This window comes from Mycoplana ramosa, assembly GCF_041930185.1.
GTDB classification, from domain to species: domain Bacteria; phylum Pseudomonadota; class Alphaproteobacteria; order Rhizobiales; family Rhizobiaceae; genus Mycoplana; species Mycoplana ramosa.
The window spans coordinates 268,084-289,657 of sequence record NZ_JBHEEW010000004.1; the positions used below are offsets into that span (position 1 = coordinate 268,084).

Here is a 21,574-nt window from a genome sequence, read left to right on the forward strand (position 1 = left end):
TCCGGCCGGGGCACCACCATATCGAAACGAAGGTTTGAACATGCAGGTAATCGAAACGCTCGCAGACGGGCTGAAGCGCGAACTCAAGGTCGTCATCCCGGCCAAGGATATGGAGGCCCGGCTCAACGAGCGCCTGGCCGACGCCAAGGACCGCGTTCGCATCAACGGCTTCCGCGCCGGCAAGGTTCCGGTCTCCCACCTGAAGAAGGTCTACGGCAAGTCGATGATGGCCGATCTCGTCAACGAGATCATCCGCGAGAAGCCGACGGCGATTCTGTCCGAGCGCGGCGAAAAGTCGGCGACGCAGCCGGAGATCGCGATGACCGAGGATCAGGCCGAGGCCGAGAAGATCCTCGCCGCCCAGGCGGATTTCGAGTTCACCCTGTCCTACGAGATCATCCCGGCCATCGAGCTGAAGGATGCCTCCGGCATCAAGGTCACGCGCGAGGTCGTCGAGATCGCCGACAAGGAAGTCGATGACCAGATCCTCAAGATCGCCGAGAGCGCCCGCACCTACGAAAGCAAGAAGGGCAAGGCCGAAAGCGGCGACCGCGTGACGATGGACTACCTCGGCAAGGTCAACGGTGAGGCCTTCGAGGGCGGCAAGGACGAGGACGCCGAACTGGTGATCGGTTCCAACCGCTTCATCCCGGGCTTCGAGGATCAGCTCGTCGGCCTCAAGGCCGGTGACGAAAAGGTCATCACCGTGACCTTCCCGGCCGACTATCCGGCCGCCCACCTCGCCGGCAAGGAAGCCACCTTCGACATCAAGGTCAAGGACGTTGCCGCTCCGGCGGAGCTGAAGATCGACGACGAACTCGCCACGAAGCTCGGCCTCGAATCGGTCGATCGCCTGCGCGAAGTCGTACGTGGCCAGATCGAAAGCCAGTTCGGCTCGGTCACCCGCCAGAAGGTCAAGCGCCAGATCCTCGACCAGCTGGACGAGATGTACAAGTTCGACACGCCGCAGCGTCTAGTCGACGCCGAGTTCGAGAACATCTGGCGGCAGATCAACACCGACCTGCAGCAGGCCGGCAAGACCTTCGCCGACGAGGACACGACCGAAGAGGAAGCCCGCGAGGAGTATCGCAAGCTCGCCGAGCGCCGTGTCCGCCTCGGCCTGGTGCTCTCCGAAATCGGCGAGAAGGCCGGCGTGCAGGTGAGCGACGAGGAAATGCAGCGTTCGCTGTTCGAGCAGCTGCGCCAATTCCCCGGCCAGGAAAAGCAGATCCTCGACTACTTCCGCAACACGCCGGGCGCTTCCGCATCGCTGCGCGCGCCGCTGTTCGAGGAAAAGGTCGTCGACCACCTGCTGGGCCAGGTTGCCGTGACGGACAAGACCGTTTCGAAGGAAGATCTGCTGGCTGACGACGAAGCCGAGGAAGGCAAGTCCGAAGACAAGAAGGCACAGAAGAAGAAGGCAGCCGCCAAGACTGAGGCCGCCGAGGCCGAGGACGCCGCTCCGAAGAAGAAGGCTGCGGCCAAGAAGAAGGCTGCAGACGACAGCGCCGAGTAATCTCGGGCGATTGTGCTGGAATTGGAAAGGCCGCCGAACAGGCGGCCTTTTTCGTTGTGGGGCTTGGGCCGGACCGAAGGGAACGGCCGCAGTCAGGGGTGCCGCGTCAGACCACCATGAAGTCCAGGTGGGTGATCTCCAGGCCCGGGGCAAGCGAGGCGAACTGCGCGCGCCCGCCGCTTTCATTGCCGTTGGAATCGTAGAACAGCCGGCCCGTATCGGTTTCATAGAGGATCCGGTCGGAGGCGTCTGCGGCCAATCCGCTTGTGTTCGCCCGAAAAGCGGACGCCGCCAGCACACCTTCGGATCCGAGTGCGGCAAAGATGGCATTGTCCAACCGAATCGTGTCGCTCGGCACAGAGAAATCGGTGATCCTGTCGATATTCGCCGTCTTGTCGATCGCGGTGTTGAAGAGGAATGCGTCCGCGCCGGCTCCGCCTGTGAGGATGTCGTTTCCGCCGGCTCCGCAAATCAGGTCGTTGCCGCGGCCGCCGCTGATATTGTTGGCGTCGGACCTTCCATAGAGGTGGTCGCCGAAGGCTGATCCCACGAGATTTTCGATGTTGCGAAAGCTGTCGCCGGCTGCTTCGCCGGCGTTGAGCGCGGCATTCGCCAGGCTGGCCGTCACGCCGCTCGATGCCTGGGCGTAGGAGGCCGTGTCGCGGCCTGCTCCGCCGTCGAGGATGTCCGCGCCTGTGCCGCCGATCAAAAGGTCGTCGCCGGAATCGCCGATGAGCCAGTCGTTGGCGGCAAGGCCGAAGAGCCTGTCGTTGCCGTCGCCGGAGCGAAGCCGGTTGGCGCCCCCCGACCCGGTCAGGGTGTCATTGCCGCCGCCTGAGATCGCGGCTTCGACGCTGGAAAGGCTTATGGCGCCGCCACCTTGCGAAGGGGCGAAGCTGCCTGTGTCGAGGTTGATCACGGCGTTGAAACCGGCGGTGGTTACCGACGACGCGTCGAACGTGTCTGTGCCCGCTCCGCCGTTGAAGCTTTCGCCCGTGCCACCGGTCCAGCCGGTGGTGATGATGAAGCGATCGTTCCCGTTGTTGCCATAGGCACGGTCGACGCCGGGCCCGCCCTGCAGGATATCGTCGCCGTCGCCGCCGTAGAGCGTGTCGTTGCCGGCTCCTCCGTCGATCCGATCGTCGCCGCCATTGCCGCGCAGCACGTTGGCAATGGCATTGCCGGTCATGGAATCATTGTTCGAGCCGCCATTGGCGTTTTCGATCAGGGAGCGCGGATCACCTTCGAATTGGAAAGCGTTGAACACGTTGCCGCGGGCAAAGCCGTCGTTCGGCCCGCCGCCCAGATAGGCGAGTTGTGCAGCCGAAAAGGTGGAACTCGAACCGGGTTTCAGATTAATCCGCAGTGGCGTCGCATAATTGGACAGGTCATAGGTATCGATGCCGTTCCCGTCCCAGATTGTCGAGAAAACCCGGTTGGCACCCGGCGCAATCGCCAGCGCGCCGTCGACGTAGAAGTTGCCGCTCGATGGGTCCCAAGAGTAGACGGTGTTGCCGCCATTGGTGGTGAAATCGGCGCCGTACATCGTCTGGAGGGCGAGTATGTCGGCCATCATGAAGGTCTGCGGGGCGCCGAACGGCTCGTAGTCATAGCCTTCGGTCGTGTCGCCGATGAAACTTGGATAGGTCATGACGCTGAATTCGAGCGAATTGTACACCGCGGGCAGGGCGGTGTCGCCCGGACCGCCCGCGTCCTGGCCGTGTTTCAGGCCCAATGCATGGCCAAGTTCATGCAGAACGCCATGCCATCCATAGTTGCCGGCGATCGGATCCTTGAAGCTGTTGGACGTTCCGTCATAGGCATTGCCGTAGAACGCGTCGCCGCCATGCGGATCATTGTCGGGATAGAAGGCGTAGGCGGTGGCCGCATCCCCGGAGTTTGCGGCCCGGATGGTCGCCTCGCCGGCGCCCGGGCCGGCGTAGCTGATGTCCAGTTCGGTAAAGCCTTCGACCGACAAGCCGACCGCACCGGCAAGCTGCGAATATTGCGTCGTGTCCAGTGCGGCGTGAAAGGCGCGCCTTTGCGCAGCCGTCAGCGGCGAGAAATCCTGAAACTGGGCGCTGACCCCGTCGGCATCATCATCAACCAGATAGTCCGACGGGTAGTCGGACGGAGAATCGGTGTCGCTGTAGGTGATCGATGCCTCGTTCCAGCGTATCCCGCTGAGGACGCCGTCGATAATGGCGTTGCCGGTGGCGGCCACCGACGCCGTCACGGAAGCCGTACCGTTTTCGTTCGCCGCTGAAGCGGGCGCGGTGGCGCCAGGTCCCTGGTGCGCCATTGCATCCGACAGATCGCTTTGAGCATGCATTTCCGCGGCGTGGTCGATCCAGGATTGCCGGAGCCATTGCAGTGCCGGTGTCTGCAGAAGCGCGCGCCAAGGCAATTCGCCGCGTTCGAAGTGGTATGTCGGGGAAGTTCGGAACCAGGAGGTGTCTGCCCAGGAGGTGGCCGGATTGCTCTCCGCACCTGTCAAATCGAAAAGCAACGGCTGCAGTCGCGCTCTGGCGGTCATGATTCCTCCTTCGCCGCAGCACGCAGAACAAGCGGCGTCTGAACTTCAGTTATGCGTTGAGATTTGTGGTGAGGCAGGGCGCTATGGGAACCAACGGCCTGGACTGGTGGTCCATCTCACTTTACACGATCGCTGCACCTCCAGCGCGATGGTCATCTTGATGCTGGATTTTCGCACGCTTGCCTTCGTGCTTGCTCCTCCGTTGTCAACAGAGCGGCTTTCGGCAGTACAGTTCTTCCGCGTAGCCCATCCCACCTTTTGCAACCAGATGAGGCTACGATAAATTAGGTGTAGCTACAATAAACCTATGCGTTTGGTTGGGCCTCGCTACCAGCGGCACTGCCACGGCGACCACCGCACGGCTGCCCCCGCCCGGTGGCAGGGGCGCTCGTCGCGTCCGGCTGCGCGTCAGCTGCCCGACCCAAGGCACTGCCTCAAGGACGTTGCCATCGTGCGCATCAACTCGATGTAGAGATTGGAGCCCGCCGCCAGGGTCGCTCCCTCCGGATCGAGAATGCCTGACTTGGCCGGTGTTCCCTCCATCACGACATTGATCAGTTTCGGTTCGAACTGCGGCTCGGCGAAGATGCAGGAGGCGCCAAGTTTGGCGACCTTTTGCCGGATCTGCGAGAGCCGCTCTGCGCCTGGCATCGTTTCGGGGCTGACCGTGATCGAGCCGACCGCGCGCACGCCGTAGCGATGCTCGAAATACTGGTAGGCGTCGTGGAAGACGATGAACGGCTTGTCTTTCACTGGAGCGAGCGTGTCGGTGATCTCCTTGTCGAGGGAGTTGATGTTGGCATTGAGGGCCGACAGATTTGCCTCGTAAGTGATCGCATTCGCCGGATCCTTTGCCGAAAGCACCTTTTCGATTGCTGCCGCCATGGCCTTGGCGTTCGCCGGATCCAGCCAAAGGTGTGCATCGTAGCCCTCTGCGTGGGCGTGCTCCTGTGCACCATGGTCCTCATCGTCGGCGTGCTCGTCAGGCTCGAAGGCACCGCCCTCGCGAAACTTCAGCTTGGTCAGGCCCGGCGCATCTTCGAGCGCGACGATCGTCGCTCCTTCTGCCAACGCCTGTAGCGGCTTTTCCAAGAAGGCTTCGAGACCGTGTCCAACCCAGAACACGACGTCGGCGTCCTGAAGCGCTGCCGCATTGGACGGCTTCATCGAATAGGTGTGGGCAGAAGCAGCGCCCTCGACGATCAGTTTCGGTTCGCCGACGCCTTGCATGATCGATGCGACGAGCGAATGGATCGGTTTGACGGAGACGACCACATTCGGGGTGTCCGCCCGCGCGGTTCCCCAAGCACCGACGAACATGGTGGTCGAAAGCAGCAGGGCGGATGCGAGTTTCATCGAGAGGTCTCCAACGGTTTATGTAATGTTATTACATTTGTTGCGTTATGCTATAACGTGTGCCATAGCAAGGGGCAACCGAACCCGCGGACAATTCCGATGCTGCAAACCAATGTTCAAGCCACACCGCTTGTCACCATGACCGGCGCCGGGACATGCCGGCAGGGTCGATGGCTGGTGCGCGGGGTGGACCTTTCGATTTCGCGCGGCGAGATCGTCACCCTGATCGGGCCGAACGGCTCGGGAAAGTCGACGACGGCCAAGCTGGCCATCGGCGTGGTCCGGCCGGACGAAGGGCATGTCTCGCGCCTGGCGAACCTCCGTGTCGGCTACGTGCCGCAAAAACTTGCGATCGACTGGACCATGCCGCTGACGGTCGACCGTCTGATGACGCTGACCTCGTCGCTGCGGGGCCGTGAGATCGATGCCGCGCTCGAGGCGACAGGCATCCGCCACCTCGCCCGGGCCGAGGTGCAACACCTGTCCGGCGGGGAGTTCCAGCGCGCCCTGCTGGCGCGCGCCATCGCCCGCAAGCCGGACTTGCTGGTGCTGGACGAACCGGTGCAGGGGGTCGATTTCGCCGGTGAGATCGCGCTCTATGATCTGATCAAGACGATCCGCAACACGACCGGCTGCGGCATCCTGCTCATTTCCCACGATTTGCATGTCGTGATGGCCGAGACGGATACCGTCATCTGCCTCAACGGTCACGTCTGCTGCCGCGGCACGCCGGAAGTGGTGCGCGAGAGCCCGGAATATCTGCGTCTCTTCGGCGTGCGGGCCAGCCAGACGCTGGCCTTCTACAGTCATCACCACGATCACACTCATCTGCCGGACGGCCGCGTGCTGCACGCCGACGGCTCCGTCACCGACCATTGTCACCCCGCCGACGGTCACCATCACGGCGACGCCGGCCGGGCCGGGCCGATGCGCATCGTGCACGCGCACGGGCCGGACTGCGGCTGCGGACAGGTTCATTCTAACCCGGCCGCGACGGGCGGGGACAATGTGGCGGAGCGGCGCGATGCTTGACGACTTCTTCACCCGCGCCTTGCTTGCCGGTATCGGCCTGGCGCTGACCACCGGTCCGCTCGGTTGCTTCGTCATCTGGCGGCGCATGGCGTATTTCGGCGACACCATGGCGCACTCGGCGCTGCTCGGGGTGGCGTTGTCGCTGCTGTTCCAACTGAACCTGACCGTCAGCGTCTTCGCCGTCGCCGCGACCGTGTCGATGGTGCTGCTGCTGCTGCAAAAGCGGGGCTCGCTGTCCACCGACGCGCTGCTCGGCATCCTGTCGCACGCGACACTCGCGATCGGGCTCGTCATCGTCTCCTTCATGACCTGGGTGCGGATCGATCTCGTCGGCTTCCTGTTCGGCGATATCCTGGCCGTGACGCAGGCCGATGTCAGCCTCGTCTGGGGCGGCGGCATTCTCGTGCTCTTCGCGATCATCTATCTCTGGCGGCCGCTGATCGCCTCGACGGTGAACCCGGAACTCGCCGCCGCCGAGGGGCTGGAGCCGGAGCGGGCCCGGCTGGCCTTCATGCTGCTGATGGCGCTGGTGATCGCCATTGCCATGAAGATCGTCGGGATCCTTCTGATCACCGCGCTGCTGATCATCCCCGCCGCCACAGCGCGCCGCTTCGCCGCCAGCCCGGAGATCATGGCCGTTCTCGCCTCGCTGCTCGGTGCCGTTGCCGTCGCCTTCGGCCTGTTCGGCTCGCTGAAGTTCGACACGCCGTCCGGCCCCTCGATCGTCGTGGCGGCGCTGGCGGTCTTCCTGGCCAGCCTGCTGCCGCGGCGGCGCGGCGAGCGCAGCGGCATCTCCGCGGCGCCAACCGGAGGGGGTAACCGATGACGGCCCCGCAACTGACCCGCAACCAGTCGCTGGTGCTCGACGCGCTCTCCCAAGCCGAAGCGCCGCTCAGCGCCTACACGATCCTCGACAAGCTGCGCGACGACGGGTTTCGCGCGCCGCTGCAGGTCTATCGGGCGCTCGACAAGCTGCTCGAGCTCGGCCTCGTCCACCGGCTGGAGAGCATTAGCGCCTTCGTCGCCTGCGCCCACCCGCATCAGGGCTGCTGCGCGCACGGCCTGACCGCCTTCACCATCTGCGAAGCCTGCGGCAAGGTGACGGAGTTCCACGACCACCTGATCGAGGAGCGGCTTGCCGCCTTCGCCCGCGATCACGGTTTCAGGCCCGGCAAGGCCACCATCGAGGTTCGCGGCCACTGTGCCGGCTGCGCCTGACGCGGACCTTCATAAGGCGCATTGCCCTTCGGAACGGCACATCGCAGCAGGCACCGCGCTCAGTCGATCCGCCGCAGTTCGGTCTTGAAGCGCTTCCAGTTGCGCACATAGCTCTCCGCGGACGCCCTCAAACCCTCGATCGCCGCGTCGTCCAGCGTGCGCACGACGCGGGCCGGCGCGCCGACGATCAGCGAGTTGTCGGGAAACACCTTGCCCTCGGTCACCAGCGCCCCGGCGCCGACGAGGCAGTTGTTGCCGATCACCGCGCCGTTCAGCACCGTCGCGCCCATGCCGACCAGCGAATTGTCGCCGATGGTGCAGCCGTGGATGATGGCGCCGTGGCCGATGGTGCAGCCTTCGCCGATCGTCACCGGCTTGTCGGGATCGGTGTGGATGACGGTGTTTTCCTGGATGTTGGTGTGAGCCCCGACCCTGATCGGCTCGTTGTCGCCGCGCAGGGTCGCGCCGAACCAGATGCCGACGTCCTCGCCGATCACCACCTTACCGATCACCTGTGCATCGGGGGCCACCCAGTAGCGGTCGTCGGCGGGCAGGGCGGGGACGTGGTTGCCAAGGGCGTAGAGCGGCATGGAGAACTCCTCAGGTCAGGGAAAACGGCGTGCCGGCAGGTTTTGCCGTCGATCGGCCGCAGCACCACGGAAGGGCGACAGGCTGGCGGCATGGCGCGGTTCTTTCCGATTCGTTCGTCCATTTTACCATCCGGGAGTGGTCGAGGGACACACCGGAGGGCGGCGAGGGTGGTTTTTCGGGGCTCCTTGCGCTATGAGCAGCACGAAACCGTTTTTCGGGCAGGACGGCAGCCGGCGCGCCATCGCGCGGCGGCCGCGGCAGTGCCACCAGATCCACACCAGACGCGGACGGAGCATGTATCAGCAGGCACTCAGGACGGGGCAGAAGATCTTCGCCACGGCGCCGATGATCGACTGGTCGGACCGCCACTATCGCTATTTCGCCCGGCAACTGACGAAGAATGCGGTGCTCTACACCGAAATGATCGTCGCCGACGCGATCCTGCGCGGCAATCGCGACAAGCTCTTGGGCTACGACGCGGTCGAGCGCCCGCTGGCGCTGCAGCTCGGCGGCAACGATCCCGAGAAACTCGCGCAAGCCGCGCGGATCGGCGAACAATTCGGCTATGACGAGATCAACCTCAATGTCGGCTGTCCCTCCGACCGGGTGCAGTCCGGCACCTTCGGCGCCTGCCTGATGCGCGAGCCGCAACTGGTCGCCGACTGCGTCGCGGCGATGAAGGCGGCGGTGAAAATTCCGGTGACGGTGAAGTGCCGGATCGGCGTCGACGACCAGGATCCGGAGGTGGCGCTGCGCGACCTCGTCGCCCGGATCAAGGCCGCCGGCGTCGACGCCGTCTGGGTGCATGCGCGCAAGGCCTGGCTGCAGGGGCTGAGCCCGAAAGAGAACCGCGACATCCCGCCGCTCGACTATGGGCTGGTGCGGCGTTTGAAGGCGGAAAACGAAAATCTTTTCATCGGCCTGAACGGCGGTCTTCACACGTTAAAGCAGGCGGTTGACGAGATCGGCCGGCCGGGCGAGGGGCTCGACGGCGCCATGCTCGGCCGCGCCGCCTACCAGGACAGCGGCATGCTGGCCGGGGTGGATGCGGTGTTTGCCCATCCGCTCTCTCATGCCTGCGCGGCAGAACCCCTCCCCAACCCCTCCCCACAAGGGGGAGGGACTTTTGCGCCCGACCTTGCCTTCCGGGAAGGCGTGCGCGACGCGATGATGGCCTATGCGGCGCGGGTGATCGGCGACGGCGGACGGCTGAACCATGTCACCCGCCACATGGTCGGACTGTTCCAGGGGTTCCCGGGCGCCCGCCGCTACCGCCAGATTCTGTCCGCCGACGCCACGAAGCCGGGGGCGGGGCCGGAGGTGATCGACGCCGCCTTCGCCGCGGTGCTGGACGCGTCGGCCGCCAAGGCTGCGGCCGAATAGCCGACCGCCGGGTCCGCCAGGCAGCCGGCGCGACGCCGGGCGCGCAGCGCGGCAGGAGTGGACAAGCACGCGGTCCCGTCGCCCTTTCCATACCAATGCTGCAGGCACGCGCAGCCACCACCCTTTCCGAATGGACGCGGCAGGTCCGCGGTCCCGCCGTCCTTTCCAAACGGATGGAGCAGGTCCGCGGTCCCGCCGCCGTTCCCGGGTGGATGCGACGCGGGGCCACCGGCTTTTCCGGAAGAGCCGGGCGGGCGCGCAGAGCTGCCGCCGGCTCCGGAGAGATGGGGCGAGCGGGCGACAGCGGCGGTTCTGGCGGGCGGCCGGGGCAGGGTGGCGGGCACGCCGCCGGTCAGCTCCGGCGCGATCCGCTTCACGCCGACGAACCGCAGGAAATCGCGAACTTCGGCCAGGTCGGCGCCGGTAAAGGGCGGGCGCGACAGGGTGTTCTGGGCGTGGCGGCGGGCGGAAAGGCGCTCGCGCAGGGCGCCCTGCCGCGGCAGCAGCGCATGCAGGATGTCGAAGGCCGCCTCCTGCAGCTCGCGCTCGTCCGGATCGCGGCTGAGCGGCGCGACCGGCGTCGACGGGGCGAAGGCGAGGGTTTCCAGCAGCCGTGCCGTTTCCGCCAACAGGGCGGCGTGGAGGGCGAGGGCGTCGGGCGGCGCGGCGCCGAGGCAGTCCGGCCGGCCGTCGCGGCTGCGCATCAGGCAGCCGCGGGCGCGGCGGCACGGCCGGCAGCGGCAGACGAGTTCGTGAAAGAGCAGCAGGGTGGCGGCGCCGTAGGCGAGCGCCCGCAGGACGCCGTCGTCGAGGCGGCTTTCCGGTTTTTTGGCCGGCGCGGCGGAAAATGCAGTCGGCATGGGCTTGCTCCTTTGCGTCTGTCCCTATTGCCGGGGGCGGTGCTGTGCCGTGCGGCCGCCGCACCGCCGGCCCTGTCCAATCCTGTCCTGTCTTGCCCCCGGGGCATCGCGCCGGGGCGCGCGCCGCGCATGCGGCTGCGGCCACGCCCGGCCTGCCGTCGTGGTTTTCAAAAAAAATTTGCTTCGGACGGGGCGCTGGAAGCTGCCTCATCTGAAATGGGTGTGTGGCACCTTCCGGCGCCCCGTTCGGCGGTTTCTGCCCGCAAACGCGGTCCTCTGCCTCGCCCGCCGTTTTTTGGCGGACGCCCTGTGTGCCACCGCTCCGGCACGTCCGGTGCGCAACTCGGGCTTTTCGCCCGCCGTCACCAGAGGGGACCAGTCTCGCGGACCCGGATCATGAGGGCTCGCGTCTGTCCCTCACGTCCCGCGCCGTCCCCGCCTCGCCGCAACGCCTTGCGGTGTATCCGCGGCGGGATGAGGGGATTATGGCACGGGCCAAGGGGGCGGGGATGAAATTACGATAAGCTATTGAGAATGCAAAAGAGCTGGTGAGTTTTGTCCCCGAACGCAGAATGTATGAATCTGTTGGCATGGATTGCGATGAGTTGAAATTGCATGCGTCTTTTTGCAGTATTAAAAAAATGCGATTTTCGATCATTAGCGGGTAGTCATGTTCAAGCGCATCGAAGTGCGAAATTTCAGAAAACATGAGCGTTTTGGTATTGCCTGTCGAGAGCGGAATGTTCTTGTAGGTCCAAATAATGCGGGGAAATCCTCTATTCTTGACGCTCTTCGTTTGTTTGCTGACGTTCAGCGTTTTGCTACGAGACGCGTCCCAACCTTGAAGAGCTACGAAGGCTTTGGAGTCTGCGCGAAGTACGATGTTTCTAATAGCGAATTCAGTGTAACTCTAGAAAATATTTGCCGAAATTACTCAGACGATTATGCGAGTATAATTATTTCGAACGACCGCGGATGTAAACTTCATATCGATGTAAATCCGAATATGCCCCCAGAGGTATATATCGAAGCAGATATGAAGGTGCAGAGAAATAATGGTTTCTTCTCAAAATGTTTTCCAGAAAGGGTCGTCGTTGTTCCAACTCTAAGTCCATTTGAACAGAGTGAAAAACCCAATGATCCGGAGTATGTAAGGTCCGTCGAATTCACTAGATTGGCTGCGAGAAACTTTAGGAACATATGGAGGGGTAAGGGGGCTGACGAATTTTCGCAGTTTCGCGAACTGGTTGGAATGCACTGGCCGGGTATAGATATTTCTCAGCCGGAATTGAACGGGAGCTATCCGCCTCTTCTCCAAATGTACTATACCGAAAATGGTATACATAGGGAAATATACTGGTCTGGGTTTGGCTTTCAGGCATGGCTGCAAATGATGACTCATTTTCTTCGAGGCGGTGAAGATGATGTGTTAGTGCTGGATGAGCCTGATGTGTATCTTCACGCCGATCTTCAGCGACGCTTGTTTCATATAGCGAAGAGACGATTTCAGCAGATATTTGTTGCCACGCATTCCGCTGAAATTATGAACGAAGCAAACGCAATGGATGTAGTTCTTATTAAGCCGGGTCTGGTGAGCGGTGCCCGTATCACTTCAGATTCAGGTTATCGGAGTGCGCACGCCTTATTGGGTTCGTCCGAGAATGCTGATTTCGCGCGGTTGGCTAGGGCGAAGCGTGTGATCGCTTTCGAAGGGAACGACCGTACAATCTTCAAAAGATTTGAGCAAAAACTGGGCAGTGGAGGTGTATTAGGTGATCCAGATACACTTTCAATTAAAATTGGAGGCTACGAACATTGGCATCGCGTCGACAACTTGGCTTGGATGTTCAAAGAGGTTTTCGGACTAGAGGCTAAAATAGTGGCGTTGTTTGATCGTGACTATAGATCAGATGCAGAGATCGAGGAATTTAAGGAAAAATTGAAGGCGTCTGGCGTGGCTTGTTGGGTTCTGCGACGTAAGGAGATTGAAAATTACCTATTGGAGCAAGGACCTTTATCCAGAGCTATTCAGAAGGCTGCTAAACGACGGGAAATTGGCTTGAATGATGAGGATATTAGTTCGAGTTTGGAAGCTCTGGCATCTGAGCATATGGATGATTGTTTGATAAATGTACAGTCGTGAGCAACGAAGTACTATTCCCTCAAGCGGGATAGACGAGATACGTCGACGATTTTGAAGCTCGCCAAATCTGAGTTCGATCGCGATTGTGAAGACGTTGGGTATAAAAAGAGAATTTCGGGAAAGCAGTTTATTATCGATTTGAATAATGACCTTCAAGGGAAATACGGGTTCAACATTTCTAACGCAGCGATCTTGGACGAATTCCATGAGAATGATGTTGATCCGGAAATGAGGGCAATAGTGAAAATGGTGAACGAAACACTATCATAGAGATTAATCCACCGTTTCATCCGCACTCGCTCTGGTCTTTCTCCTCAGTTATTGATGGTGACCCCCTCGGCCCTAGTAAGTTCGCGTTGGGGCAAGCTTGAATCCGCGCGATGGACATCGCATCACTGGATGCCGGATCAAGTCCGGCATGACGGGGGAAGGGCGTTGGTGCGGGCGGGGCCGATCACAGGGCGTGCAGGTGGTGGGCGATGTCGTCCCAGTCGGGATTGGCGGCTTCGATCAGGTCGAGCTTCCATTGGCGCGGCCAGTTCTTGATGGCCTTTTCGCGGGCGATGGCGTCGGTGACGAGGTCGTGTTCCTCGAACCAGACCAGCGTCTTGACGCCGTAGCGGGTGGCGAAGCCGGGCGTCAGGTCGTGCTGGTGCTCGTAGAGGCGGCGCGGCAGGTCGGTGGTCACGCCGGTGTAGAGCGTGCCGTTGCGGCGCGAGGCGAGGATGTAGACGTAGGCCTTCATGGCGGGAGGATGCGGGTGAATGCGCAGGATGGCAAGCTGTAGTTGTGGCGGTCTGTGATCTCGCCGTCATGCCGGACTTGATCCGGCATCCAGCCACGGCGCGTCTGCGCCGTGAATGACCTGTGGCTGTTGCACGAATTGAACGAGTTTTCTGCGCGATGGACATCGCGCGCTGGATGCCGGATCAAGTCCGGCATGACGGAAGAGTTGGGGAGCCGGCGCGTCGGACGTCACCGCCCAGGCCGGCCCGTCTTGCCCTTCGTCCGTGCCTTGCGCGCCTGTTCGGCCGGGTCTTCGTAGGAGCCGACGCCGACCTTGCCGCGGACGACGGGCTTTTCCGGGATCGTGCCGGTCACCGGCTTTTCGGTGCGGCCGACGGTCATTTCGTCCAGGGTGTTTTTTCGGAACAGCGACTGGCCGGCGGGGATCTCCGTGTCGGTGCCGGGGCCCATGGCGTCGAGCGAGGGTTTTTGGAAGAGGGAGCCTGAGGAAGATTTCGTCGAGGTTTTGCCCCCGCCATGCTCCTGGCTCCGTGCCTCTTCCCGCGCCATCGGGTCGTCCATCACCGCCAGCTCGGCGGCCTTGAGGCGCTTGATCTCGTCGCGGATGCGGGCGGCCTTTTCGAAGTCGAGGTCGGCGGCGGCGTCGCGCATCGCCTTTTCCAGGCCGTCGAGATGGGCCTGCAGGTTGTTGCCGACAAGGTGGCCTTCCTCGGCAAAGCCCTTGCCGCCGAGGCCGGAAATGTCGGCGCGGACGTGGTCGCGCTCGTAGACCGAATCGAGGATGTCGGAGATCCTTGCCTTCACCGATTCCGGCGTGATGCCGTGCTCGGCGTTGTAGGCCATCTGCTTCTCGCGGCGGCGGCTGGTCTCCTCCATGGCGCGCTGCATCGAGCCGGTGACCTGGTCGGCATAGAGGATCACCTTGCCGTCGACGTTGCGGGCGGCGCGGCCGATCGTCTGGATCAGCGAGGTCTCGGAGCGCAAGAACCCTTCCTTGTCGGCGTCGAGGATGGCGACGAAGCCGCATTCTGGAATGTCGAGGCCCTCGCGCAACAGGTTGATGCCGACGAGGACGTCGAAGGCGCCGAGCCGCAGATCGCGAATGATCTCGATGCGCTCGAGCGTGTCGATGTCACTGTGCATGTAGCGGACGCGAATACCCTGCTCGTGCAGGTATTCGGTGAGGTCCTCGGCCATGCGCTTGGTCAGCACGGTGACGAGGGTGCGGTAGCCGCGCTGCGTGGTGTCGCGGATCTCGCCCAAGACGTCGTCGACCTGGGTTTTTGCGGAGCGGACCTCGACCGGCGGGTCGATCAGGCCGGTCGGGCGGATCACCTGCTCGGCGAAGACGCCGCCGGCCTGCTCCATCTCCCAGGCGCCGGGGGTGGCGGAGACCGCGATGGTGTCGGGGCGCATCGCGTCCCATTCCTCGAAGCGCAAGGGGCGGTTGTCCATGCAGGAGGGCAGGCGGAAGCCGTATTCGGCCAGCGTCGCCTTGCGGCGGAAGTCGCCGCGATACATGCCGCCGATCTGCGGAATGGTGACGTGGCTCTCGTCGATGAAGACCAGCGCGTTGTCGGGGATGTATTCGAACATCGTCGGCGGCGGCTCGCCCGGCTTGCGGCCGGTGAGGTAGCGCGAATAGTTCTCGATGCCGGCGCAGGAGCCGGTCGCCTCGAGCATCTCCAGGTCGTAGCGGGTGCGCTGCTCGAGCCGCTGCGCCTCCAAGAGGCGGCCGGCCTTCTCCAGCTCCTCGAGGCGGAATTTCAGCTCCTCCTTGATCGACTTGATGGCGGCGTTGAGCGTCGGGCGCGGGGTGACATAGTGCGAGTTGGCGTAGATCTTTACGCTTTTCAGGTCGCCGGTCTTCTGGCCGGTCAGCGGGTCGAACTCGGTGATCGCGTCGATCTCGTCGCCGAACATCGAGATGCGCCAGGCGGCGTCCTCAAGGTGGGCCGGGAAGATCTCGATGGTGTCGCCGCGGACCCGGAACGAGCCGCGGACGAAGTTGATGTCCTGGCGCTTGTACTGCTGGGCGACGAGGTCGGCCAAGAGCTGGCGCTGGTCGAGCCGGTCGCCGACGGTCATCTGGAAGGTCATCGCGGTATAGGTCTCGACCGAGCCGATACCGTAGATGCAGGAGACCGAGGCGACGATGATGCAGTCGTCGCGCTCGAGGATGGCGCGCGTGGCGGCGTGGCGCATCCGGTCGATCTGCTCGTTGATCGAGGAATCCTTCTCGATATAGGTGTCCGAGCGCGGCACATAGGCCTCGGGCTGGTAGTAGTCGTAGTAGGAGACGAAGTACTCGACGGCGTTGTCGGGAAAAAAGTTCTTGAACTCGGAATAGAGCTGGGCGGCCAGCGTCTTGTTCGGCGCCAGGATCAGCGCCGGGCGCTGCGTCGCCTCGATCACCTTGGCCATGGTGAAGGTTTTGCCCGAGCCGGTGACGCCGAGCAGCACCTGGCTGCGCTCGCCGCTGTTCAGGCCCTCGACGAGGTCGGCGATCGCGGTCGGCTGGTCGCCGGCCGGCTGATAATCGGAGACCATGCGGATCGGAATGCCGCCCTCCGACTTTTCCGGCCGGGGCGGGCGGTGCGGCGTCCAGATCTCGCCGTTCTTGTGCAGCGGGTTGCCGGATTCGATCAGTTTGGCGAGTGCCTCGACGGTGGCGGTGACCGCCGAGCCGGCGTTGAGCGACGAGGCGTCCTCCAGATTGACGTCGAGGCCAGCGACCGGGTTGAGGCCGGCTCTAGCGCGGGTTTTGGGGTCGGAGGAGGCGCCGATCGACACGCCGCGGGCGGTTTTTTGGGCGGTCACCTTGTCGGCGCCCGGCTTGCGGCCGCCGGTGGCTTTCTCCAGCGCCACCTTTTCCGAATGCTGGCGGGCGGCGTTCTCGACCTTCTTGCGGTGCTTGCCGGCCTTCGAGGCGACCTCGCGCTGGCTCTCGATCGCCGACGCCTCGGCGTCGGCCTCGAGCTGCCGCACCCAGTCGGAGACGCTGCCGGACCATTCCCCGTCCGGGACTCGCTGACCCTTCTCGCCCTGCGCGAAGGGCGTCCCGGCATAGGGCGCGCCTTCGAAGTCGGACTGCGGGGCTTCCTCGAAGCCGGAGTTCGGGGCGGGTTTCTTCGGTGATCTGGCCATGGACCGGAATATGGAGAGAGTCAGCCGGAAAGGAAAGGGGAGACGAGTACAAAAGGGCAACGAATTTGGTCGTGCAGATCGGTCATCGGTCGGCCGCGACGGGCGCGGTTCGGTTCGGCTGCACCGCACCTCCGTCCCGAAGCGGCGAACGGGCGCCACCGCCGTCAACCATCTTTGACATCATCCTGTCGGGCCCGCTTGTCATCCCCCGGTTGTGAAGGCTATCTGGTTTGTCAATGTCGAGCGGCCCATGAGCAGAAGCGCACAAGCTGCCGTTGCATCACTGGGGCAGGGAATGAACGTTCGCGCGGACAGTCGCGTTACATGGGTCGATACGGCGCGGGGCGCCGGCATCGTTCTCGTTGCCTTCGGGCATGTCTGGCGCGGTCTGGACGGGGCGGGGCTTATTTCGAACGTTCCCCTGTTCCGTTCCGTCGATGCGGCGATCTACCTGTTTCACATGCCGCTGTTCTTCTTCGTGTCGGGCCTGTTTTTCGAGCAATCGGTGCGCCGGGCAGGGATCGTCCCGTCGTTCTGGCAGCGCGTCGAGACGCTGCTTTACCCGCTTCTCATCTGGTCCTGGGTTACGGCCGGCTTCCTGATGCTTGCCGGGTCTGTGACGAATCGGCCGCCGATTTCGCTGACGGAGGCGCTTCTCTATCCATTCCCACCGAAGGACGTCTTCTGGTTCCTGTGGTCGCTGTTCTTCATACAGACGCTGGCATCCCTGTTTGCGACGGCACGGACGGTCCATGTGCTGGCGTTCTTCGTCGCCAGCTTTGCGTTGCTTCTGGCACTGGAGAGATGGCCGTTTCCCCGCCTGGATTTCGTCACCGACAACCTTTCCTTCTTTCTCGCTGGCGTGTTGCTCACGCGTAGCGGGGGCTTGCGCTTCGGCCTCGGGGCGGCTTGCGGACCGGTGGCGTTGCTGGCGTTCATCGCTTGCGAGGTGTGGGCGGCCGGCAACTGGTCGCTCGTCGGTACCGCGCCGGCCTACGCGCTCGGGCTGGTTGCCACGCTGTCGTTCTGCGCCTTCATCGCCTGGGTCGCCACCTGGGCACCCGCCTGGATCGTGGCGCCCATCTCCTTCCTCGGGCGTGCGTCGATCGCCATCTACGTCACGCATGTCATACTGCTCGCGGCCACCCGCATCCTTCTTTTGAAGCTTGGCATCGGTTCACTTCCGGTTCACATCGCGCTCGGTACGGTTGCCGGCGTTGGTCCCGGTGCCTTGCTATACGTCCTGCTGAAGAGGTGGGCTCTCCTGAGGTGGTTTGGTCTCGGCCGGGACAGGACAAGGGCTGCGGATCGCCCTTCGCCGCCATGCGGGAAACCGCAAGCGGCTTGACGGGTTGGTTCGGCGGTCTAAGGAAGGGCTGCGCGCCAAACAAGGAATCGCCGATGCCATTTGGACTGAACCCCGCGGCCGTCTGGCCGATCGTCCTCCTCTGCCTGTCCAACGTGTTCATGACCTTCGCCTGGTATGGCCATCTCAAGGTCAAGTCGTCGCCGCTCTATATTGTCATTCTCGCGAGCTGGACGATCGCCTTCTTCGAGTATTGCCTGGCGGTGCCGGCGAACCGGATCGGCCACCAAGTCTATTCGGCGGCGCAGTTGAAGACGATCCAGGAGGTTATCACCTTGGTCATTTTTGCCGGCTTTTCGGTGTTTTGGCTGAAGGAGAGCCTGACCTGGAACCATCTTGTCGGCTTCACGCTGATCGCTGCCGGCGCGGCCTTCGTTTTCAAGGGATAGGATCGGCGACGATTTCGGCACATTCCGCTATAGTCGCTGACTGGGTGAGACAATGAGAATTTCTTTCGGCACAATGGCGGCACGCCGGTTTGGCTACGGTCTGAGGCCTGGTGAGGCCGCGCCGCGCGATGTCGACGACCTGATCGATCAGGTCATGCGGGGCGTGGAGGAGGTCTGCCCGTTCCCTTATGACGGCGTCGCTGGCCGGCGGGCCAGCTTTCAGCAGTTTCGCCTGCTGGCTGAAAGCGACAGGGCCGCGCGCAAGAACGGCACGGTCCCCAAGGTGGGCGATCGGCCGGTCAATCCCTATCAGATCGGTTTGACCGCGGCGTTTTTGCGCGACCAGCATCTGAAGGTCCAGCATGCCGTCGCCTCGCCGAACGGTTTCTACGAACGGCTCGCCTTCTTTTGGAGCGATCATTTCGCCCTCAGCGGCGCCAAGGCATCGAACATGCGTATCCTCGTGGCGCTCTATGAAGCCGAGGCGTTGCGACCCAACCTGGCAGGGTCGTTCGAGCAGTTGCTTCGCGCTGCGGTGCTGCACCCGGCGATGCTCATCTATCTCGATCAGTCAAGGTCGATCGGCCCGAATTCGGCCTTCGGCAAGAGAAAGGATCGGGGCCTGAACGAGAATCTTGCCCGCGAACTGATCGAGCTGCACACCATGGGCGCGGGCAGCGGCTACACGCAGGATGACGTGCGCGCCGCGGCCTATGTCTTGACCGGCCTCGACACCGAGCCCTGGGTGTTTGAAACGCTCTATCGGCCGAACCGGGCAGAGCCCGGCATTCATCGCGTGCTGGGACGCAGGTACGGTGGCGACGTCCGGCGTCTCGATGACGTAAACGCGCTGCTTGCCGACCTGGCAGACAAACCGGAAACGCGCCGACACATCTGCCGCAAACTGGTCGTGCATTTTATCGCCGAGGATCCGCCCGTGGAGATCGTGCAGGCAATGGAAATGGCCTGGGAACGGAGTGGCGGCAGTCTCGTCGAGGTGTATCGGGCGATGCTGGAGCATCCGCGCAGCTGGGAGCAGGACGGGCAGAAGGCACGGCAGCCTTTTGATTTCGTCGTCGCCGGATTGCGTGCGCTCGACGTCCCGGCGGATGCATTGGCACCGCTGCCGACGGCGGTCGACCAACCGGCTGCAGCGGAGGGTGCGATGGCGGATCCGATGGGGAAGGGCATGGGCCAGCCGTCGGCCGCAGACCCGCTCGTGACGACCACGGCCGAAACGGGCCTGGTGGACGCCCCGACCATCGACGGCAAGGTCCCGATCCGCGCAAATCCGCTCACCGTCGGCGTCCTGCAGAACCTTGGGCAGCCGCTGTGGCGGCCGCCGAGCCCGGCCGGTTGGGACGAAAGCACAGCCACCTGGGTCACGGCCAGCCAGTTGACCCAGCGCATCGCCTGGATCCGGCGGCTGGTGAAGCGGTTTGGCGGGTCGGCCGACCCGCGGACGCTGCTGCAGGCCGTGCTGGCCGATGCGGCCCGCGACGACACCATCCAGGTGGTCGCCGGTGCGCCGAGCAAGGAGGCCGGACTTACGTTTGTGCTGGCATCGCCCGAATTCAACCGGCGCTGACCGCAATGGCTCCGTTTGCACATCCTTTGCCTTAACGTGCTGCGGTTACCCCGAAGGAGACGAGACAATGACGATCGAACTGAGCCGCCGTTCCTTCCTCGCCGGTGCCTGCTGCCTCGCCGCGTCGCCGCTTGCGACCCCGGTGAGTTTTGCCGCGGTCCCGGGAGACAACAGGCTGGTGACGATCGTTCTGCGCGGCGCGATGGACGGGCTGGCGCTGGTGCAGCCGTACGGCGATCCGGTGCTTCGCCGCCTGCGGCCAAAACTCTCGCTGACGCCGGAACAGGGTCTTGTCGATCTCGACGGCTTCTTCGGGCTGCATCCCTTCGCCGCGGAGTTGATGCCGCTCTGGCGGACGAACGAAATCGGCTTCGTGCACGCGATTTCCACACCCTACCGTTCCGGCCGGAGCCATTTCGACGGCCAGGACATGCTGGAAAGCGGCGGCGCCGTGGTGCAGGAGGAGCGGACCGGCTGGCTGAACCGGGCCATCGCCACCATTCCGCGCAGTTCCGAGCGCAAGGCGATCGATGTCAACACGACATCGGAGCTCATCCTGACCGGTCCCAATCCGGTCGATGTCTGGTCGCCGCGCGCCGATCTGGAACTTGGTCTCGATGAGCAGGCCTTCTTCCAGCGGCTCTACCGCAACGACCCGGCCTTTTCGGCCGCGATGAGCGAGGCGGTTGAGACCGACATGTTCTCCGATGGCATCTATGCCGGCGAGAAGCGGGGTTCGGGTGTCGCCGACGTGGCGAAGCTGACGGCCGGAATGCTGTCGGGCGACCATCGGATCGCCAGCTTTTCCATCAACGGATGGGACACCCATGTCGGTCAGGACAAGGCATTCAAGCGTCCGGTGACGGAATTGTGCACCGCCATCCTGACGCTGAAGGCCCAGCTTGCGCCGGAGATATGGCAAAGGACGGCGATCCTGGCGATGACGGAATTCGGCCGCACCGCTCGCGAGAACGGCTCCAACGGCACCGATCATGGCACGGGCGGACTGGCGATCCTGGCCGGCGGCGCCGTCGCCGGCGGCAAGGTGCACGGCGTCTGGCCGACGCTCAAGGAGGGCAACCTGCTGGATGATCGCGACCTCGCGCCGACCACGGACCTGCGCCAGTTGGCGGCGGCGATGCTCTACCAGCAGTTCGGAATTCCGGCGCGTGACCTGGGCAACCGGATCTTTCCCGGACTGTCACTCGACACGAGCGCAAGCTACCTGCGCGGGTGAGGGTCGGCACGCCGCAAAAGGACCGACCGGGAGACCGGGGGTGCCTCGTGCAGGTCGGTCCGTCAAGCGCCGGAATTACTCCGCCGGCACCGGTGTCGGATGCCCTTCGTGGTCCAGGGCGACCATGATGAAGGTCGCGGCCGTCACTTTGTCCAGTTCGCCGGTCAGATAGCGTCGCGCCCAGGCTTCCACCTGCAACGTGATCGATGTTCGCCCGACGGAGGTTATCTCCGTAAAGACGTTGATGGTGTCACCGATCTTGACCGGCAGTTGGAAGGCCATTTCGTTCACCGCCCGGGTAACGACGCGTCCGTGTGCCCGCTCGGCGGCGCGGATGCCCGCCGCGAGGTCCATCTGCGACATCACCCAGCCGCCGAAGATGTCGCCGGCGGCGTTTGCATCGGCCGGCATGGCGAGGGTGCGAAGGGTCAACTGGCCCTGGGGACGTGCGGTTTCGGTCATCGC

General features: G+C 63.5%; 17 protein-coding genes. 10 read left to right on the plus strand and 7 right to left on the minus strand.

What is annotated here, in order from left to right:
• Nucleotides 1-40: 40 nt before the first annotated feature.
• Nucleotides 41-1,516, plus strand: a complete 1,476-nt coding sequence (gene tig, locus JNC62_RS07325) for a trigger factor (RefSeq protein WP_374837356.1) — start codon at nucleotides 41-43, stop codon at nucleotides 1,514-1,516.
• A 106-nt stretch (nucleotides 1,517-1,622) separates the two neighbouring features.
• On the opposite strand, the gene JNC62_RS07330 is transcribed toward tig, so the two are convergent.
• A complete protein-coding gene (locus JNC62_RS07330) occupies nucleotides 1,623-4,052 on the minus strand; it encodes a M10 family metallopeptidase (RefSeq protein ID WP_374837358.1) in 2,430 nt (809 codons plus the stop codon).
• A gap of 408 nt (nucleotides 4,053-4,460) precedes the next feature.
• Nucleotides 4,461-5,408, minus strand: a complete 948-nt coding sequence (gene znuA / locus JNC62_RS07335) for a zinc ABC transporter substrate-binding protein ZnuA (protein ID WP_374837360.1) — start codon at nucleotides 5,406-5,408, stop codon at nucleotides 4,461-4,463.
• Between the two features lie 99 nt (nucleotides 5,409-5,507).
• Between znuA and JNC62_RS07340 the strand changes: the two genes are divergently transcribed.
• The 3 genes from JNC62_RS07340 to JNC62_RS07350 are packed head-to-tail and all read left to right on the plus strand — an operon-like array spanning nucleotide 5,508 to nucleotide 7,658.
• Nucleotides 5,508-6,440, plus strand: a complete 933-nt coding sequence (locus tag JNC62_RS07340; protein ID WP_374837362.1) for an ATP-binding cassette domain-containing protein — start codon at nucleotides 5,508-5,510, stop codon at nucleotides 6,438-6,440.
• Nucleotides 6,433-7,266: a metal ABC transporter permease gene (locus tag JNC62_RS07345; protein WP_374837364.1), complete on the plus strand. Its 834-nt coding sequence runs from the start codon at nucleotides 6,433-6,435 to the stop codon at nucleotides 7,264-7,266. Before JNC62_RS07340 ends, JNC62_RS07345 begins: the two co-directional genes overlap by 8 nt.
• Nucleotides 7,263-7,658: a Fur family transcriptional regulator gene (locus JNC62_RS07350; RefSeq protein ID WP_374837366.1), complete on the plus strand. Its 396-nt coding sequence runs from the start codon at nucleotides 7,263-7,265 to the stop codon at nucleotides 7,656-7,658. Before JNC62_RS07345 ends, JNC62_RS07350 begins: the two co-directional genes overlap by 4 nt.
• A 59-nt stretch (nucleotides 7,659-7,717) precedes the next feature.
• Here JNC62_RS07350 and JNC62_RS07355 read toward each other — a convergent pair whose 3' ends face one another.
• Nucleotides 7,718-8,248 carry a gamma carbonic anhydrase family protein gene (locus JNC62_RS07355; protein ID WP_374837368.1) on the minus strand — a complete coding sequence of 177 codons (531 nt, stop codon included), beginning with the start codon at nucleotides 8,246-8,248 and terminating at the stop codon, nucleotides 7,718-7,720.
• Between the two features lie 295 nt (nucleotides 8,249-8,543).
• Between JNC62_RS07355 and dusA the strand changes: the two genes are divergently transcribed.
• A complete protein-coding gene (gene dusA / locus JNC62_RS07360) occupies nucleotides 8,544-9,632 on the plus strand; it encodes a tRNA dihydrouridine(20/20a) synthase DusA (protein ID WP_374837370.1) in 1,089 nt (362 codons plus the stop codon).
• Here dusA and JNC62_RS07365 read toward each other — a convergent pair.
• A complete protein-coding gene (locus JNC62_RS07365) occupies nucleotides 9,518-10,492 on the minus strand; it encodes a hypothetical protein (RefSeq protein WP_374837372.1) in 975 nt (324 codons plus the stop codon). The two genes, dusA and JNC62_RS07365, sit on opposite strands and share 115 nt — an antisense overlap.
• A gap of 670 nt (nucleotides 10,493-11,162) precedes the next feature.
• Here JNC62_RS07365 and JNC62_RS07370 point away from each other — a divergent pair.
• The gene (locus JNC62_RS07370) at nucleotides 11,163-12,635 is read left to right on the plus strand and encodes an ATP-dependent nuclease (RefSeq protein WP_374837374.1); all 1,473 of its coding nucleotides are present in this window, start codon (nucleotides 11,163-11,165) and stop codon (nucleotides 12,633-12,635) included.
• 454 nt (nucleotides 12,636-13,089) lie between these two features.
• On the opposite strand, the gene JNC62_RS07375 is transcribed toward JNC62_RS07370, so the two are convergent.
• The gene (locus JNC62_RS07375; protein WP_374837376.1) at nucleotides 13,090-13,380 is read right to left on the minus strand and encodes a GIY-YIG nuclease family protein; all 291 of its coding nucleotides are present in this window, start codon (nucleotides 13,378-13,380) and stop codon (nucleotides 13,090-13,092) included.
• 230 nt (nucleotides 13,381-13,610) lie between these two features.
• Nucleotides 13,611-16,529, minus strand: coding sequence for an excinuclease ABC subunit UvrB (uvrB, locus tag JNC62_RS07380; protein ID WP_374837378.1), 2,919 nt, complete (start codon nucleotides 16,527-16,529; stop codon nucleotides 13,611-13,613).
• A gap of 295 nt (nucleotides 16,530-16,824) precedes the next feature.
• On the opposite strand from uvrB, the gene JNC62_RS07385 reads away from it, so the two are divergent.
• From JNC62_RS07385 to JNC62_RS07400, 4 genes are all read left to right on the plus strand, one after another.
• Nucleotides 16,825-17,877 carry an acyltransferase family protein gene (locus JNC62_RS07385; RefSeq protein ID WP_374837380.1) on the plus strand — a complete coding sequence of 351 codons (1,053 nt, stop codon included), beginning with the start codon at nucleotides 16,825-16,827 and terminating at the stop codon, nucleotides 17,875-17,877.
• A 53-nt stretch (nucleotides 17,878-17,930) separates the two neighbouring features.
• On the plus strand, nucleotides 17,931-18,284 hold the full coding sequence (locus tag JNC62_RS07390; RefSeq protein ID WP_374837382.1) for a DMT family protein: 354 nt from the start codon (nucleotides 17,931-17,933) through the stop codon (nucleotides 18,282-18,284).
• Nucleotides 18,285-18,336: 52 nt separating this feature from the next.
• Entirely contained in the window at nucleotides 18,337-19,872 is a 1,536-nt protein-coding gene (locus JNC62_RS07395) for a DUF1800 domain-containing protein (RefSeq protein WP_374837383.1), read from the plus strand.
• Between the two features lie 67 nt (nucleotides 19,873-19,939).
• Complete coding sequence (locus tag JNC62_RS07400; RefSeq protein ID WP_374837385.1) at nucleotides 19,940-21,109, plus strand: DUF1501 domain-containing protein; 1,170 nt, start codon at nucleotides 19,940-19,942, stop codon at nucleotides 21,107-21,109.
• A 75-nt stretch (nucleotides 21,110-21,184) separates the two neighbouring features.
• On the opposite strand, the gene JNC62_RS07405 is transcribed toward JNC62_RS07400, so the two are convergent.
• On the minus strand, nucleotides 21,185-21,571 hold the full coding sequence (locus JNC62_RS07405) for an acyl-CoA thioesterase (protein ID WP_374837387.1): 387 nt from the start codon (nucleotides 21,569-21,571) through the stop codon (nucleotides 21,185-21,187).
• Nucleotides 21,572-21,574: the final 3 nt, after the last annotated feature.

Excerpts from the sequence above, each read along its gene's own strand:
- tig (WP_374837356.1), top strand. The coding sequence starts at position 41 with ATGCAGGTAATCGAAACGCTCGCAGACGGGCTGAAGCGCGAACTCAAG.
- JNC62_RS07330 (WP_374837358.1), bottom strand. The coding sequence starts at position 4,052 with ATGACCGCCAGAGCGCGACTGCAGCCGTTGCTTTTCGATTTGACAGGT.
- znuA (WP_374837360.1), bottom strand. The coding sequence starts at position 5,408 with ATGAAACTCGCATCCGCCCTGCTGCTTTCGACCACCATGTTCGTCGGT.
- JNC62_RS07340 (WP_374837362.1), top strand. The coding sequence starts at position 5,508 with ATGCTGCAAACCAATGTTCAAGCCACACCGCTTGTCACCATGACCGGC.
- JNC62_RS07345 (WP_374837364.1), top strand. The coding sequence starts at position 6,433 with ATGCTTGACGACTTCTTCACCCGCGCCTTGCTTGCCGGTATCGGCCTG.
- JNC62_RS07350 (WP_374837366.1), top strand. The coding sequence starts at position 7,263 with ATGACGGCCCCGCAACTGACCCGCAACCAGTCGCTGGTGCTCGACGCG.
- JNC62_RS07355 (WP_374837368.1), bottom strand. The coding sequence starts at position 8,248 with ATGCCGCTCTACGCCCTTGGCAACCACGTCCCCGCCCTGCCCGCCGAC.
- dusA (WP_374837370.1), top strand. The coding sequence starts at position 8,544 with ATGTATCAGCAGGCACTCAGGACGGGGCAGAAGATCTTCGCCACGGCG.
- JNC62_RS07365 (WP_374837372.1), bottom strand. The coding sequence starts at position 10,492 with ATGCCGACTGCATTTTCCGCCGCGCCGGCCAAAAAACCGGAAAGCCGC.
- JNC62_RS07370 (WP_374837374.1), top strand. The coding sequence starts at position 11,163 with ATGTTCAAGCGCATCGAAGTGCGAAATTTCAGAAAACATGAGCGTTTT.
- JNC62_RS07375 (WP_374837376.1), bottom strand. The coding sequence starts at position 13,380 with ATGAAGGCCTACGTCTACATCCTCGCCTCGCGCCGCAACGGCACGCTC.
- uvrB (WP_374837378.1), bottom strand. The coding sequence starts at position 16,529 with ATGGCCAGATCACCGAAGAAACCCGCCCCGAACTCCGGCTTCGAGGAA.
- JNC62_RS07385 (WP_374837380.1), top strand. The coding sequence starts at position 16,825 with ATGAACGTTCGCGCGGACAGTCGCGTTACATGGGTCGATACGGCGCGG.
- JNC62_RS07390 (WP_374837382.1), top strand. The coding sequence starts at position 17,931 with ATGCCATTTGGACTGAACCCCGCGGCCGTCTGGCCGATCGTCCTCCTC.
- JNC62_RS07395 (WP_374837383.1), top strand. The coding sequence starts at position 18,337 with ATGAGAATTTCTTTCGGCACAATGGCGGCACGCCGGTTTGGCTACGGT.
- JNC62_RS07400 (WP_374837385.1), top strand. The coding sequence starts at position 19,940 with ATGACGATCGAACTGAGCCGCCGTTCCTTCCTCGCCGGTGCCTGCTGC.
- JNC62_RS07405 (WP_374837387.1), bottom strand. The coding sequence starts at position 21,571 with ATGACCGAAACCGCACGTCCCCAGGGCCAGTTGACCCTTCGCACCCTC.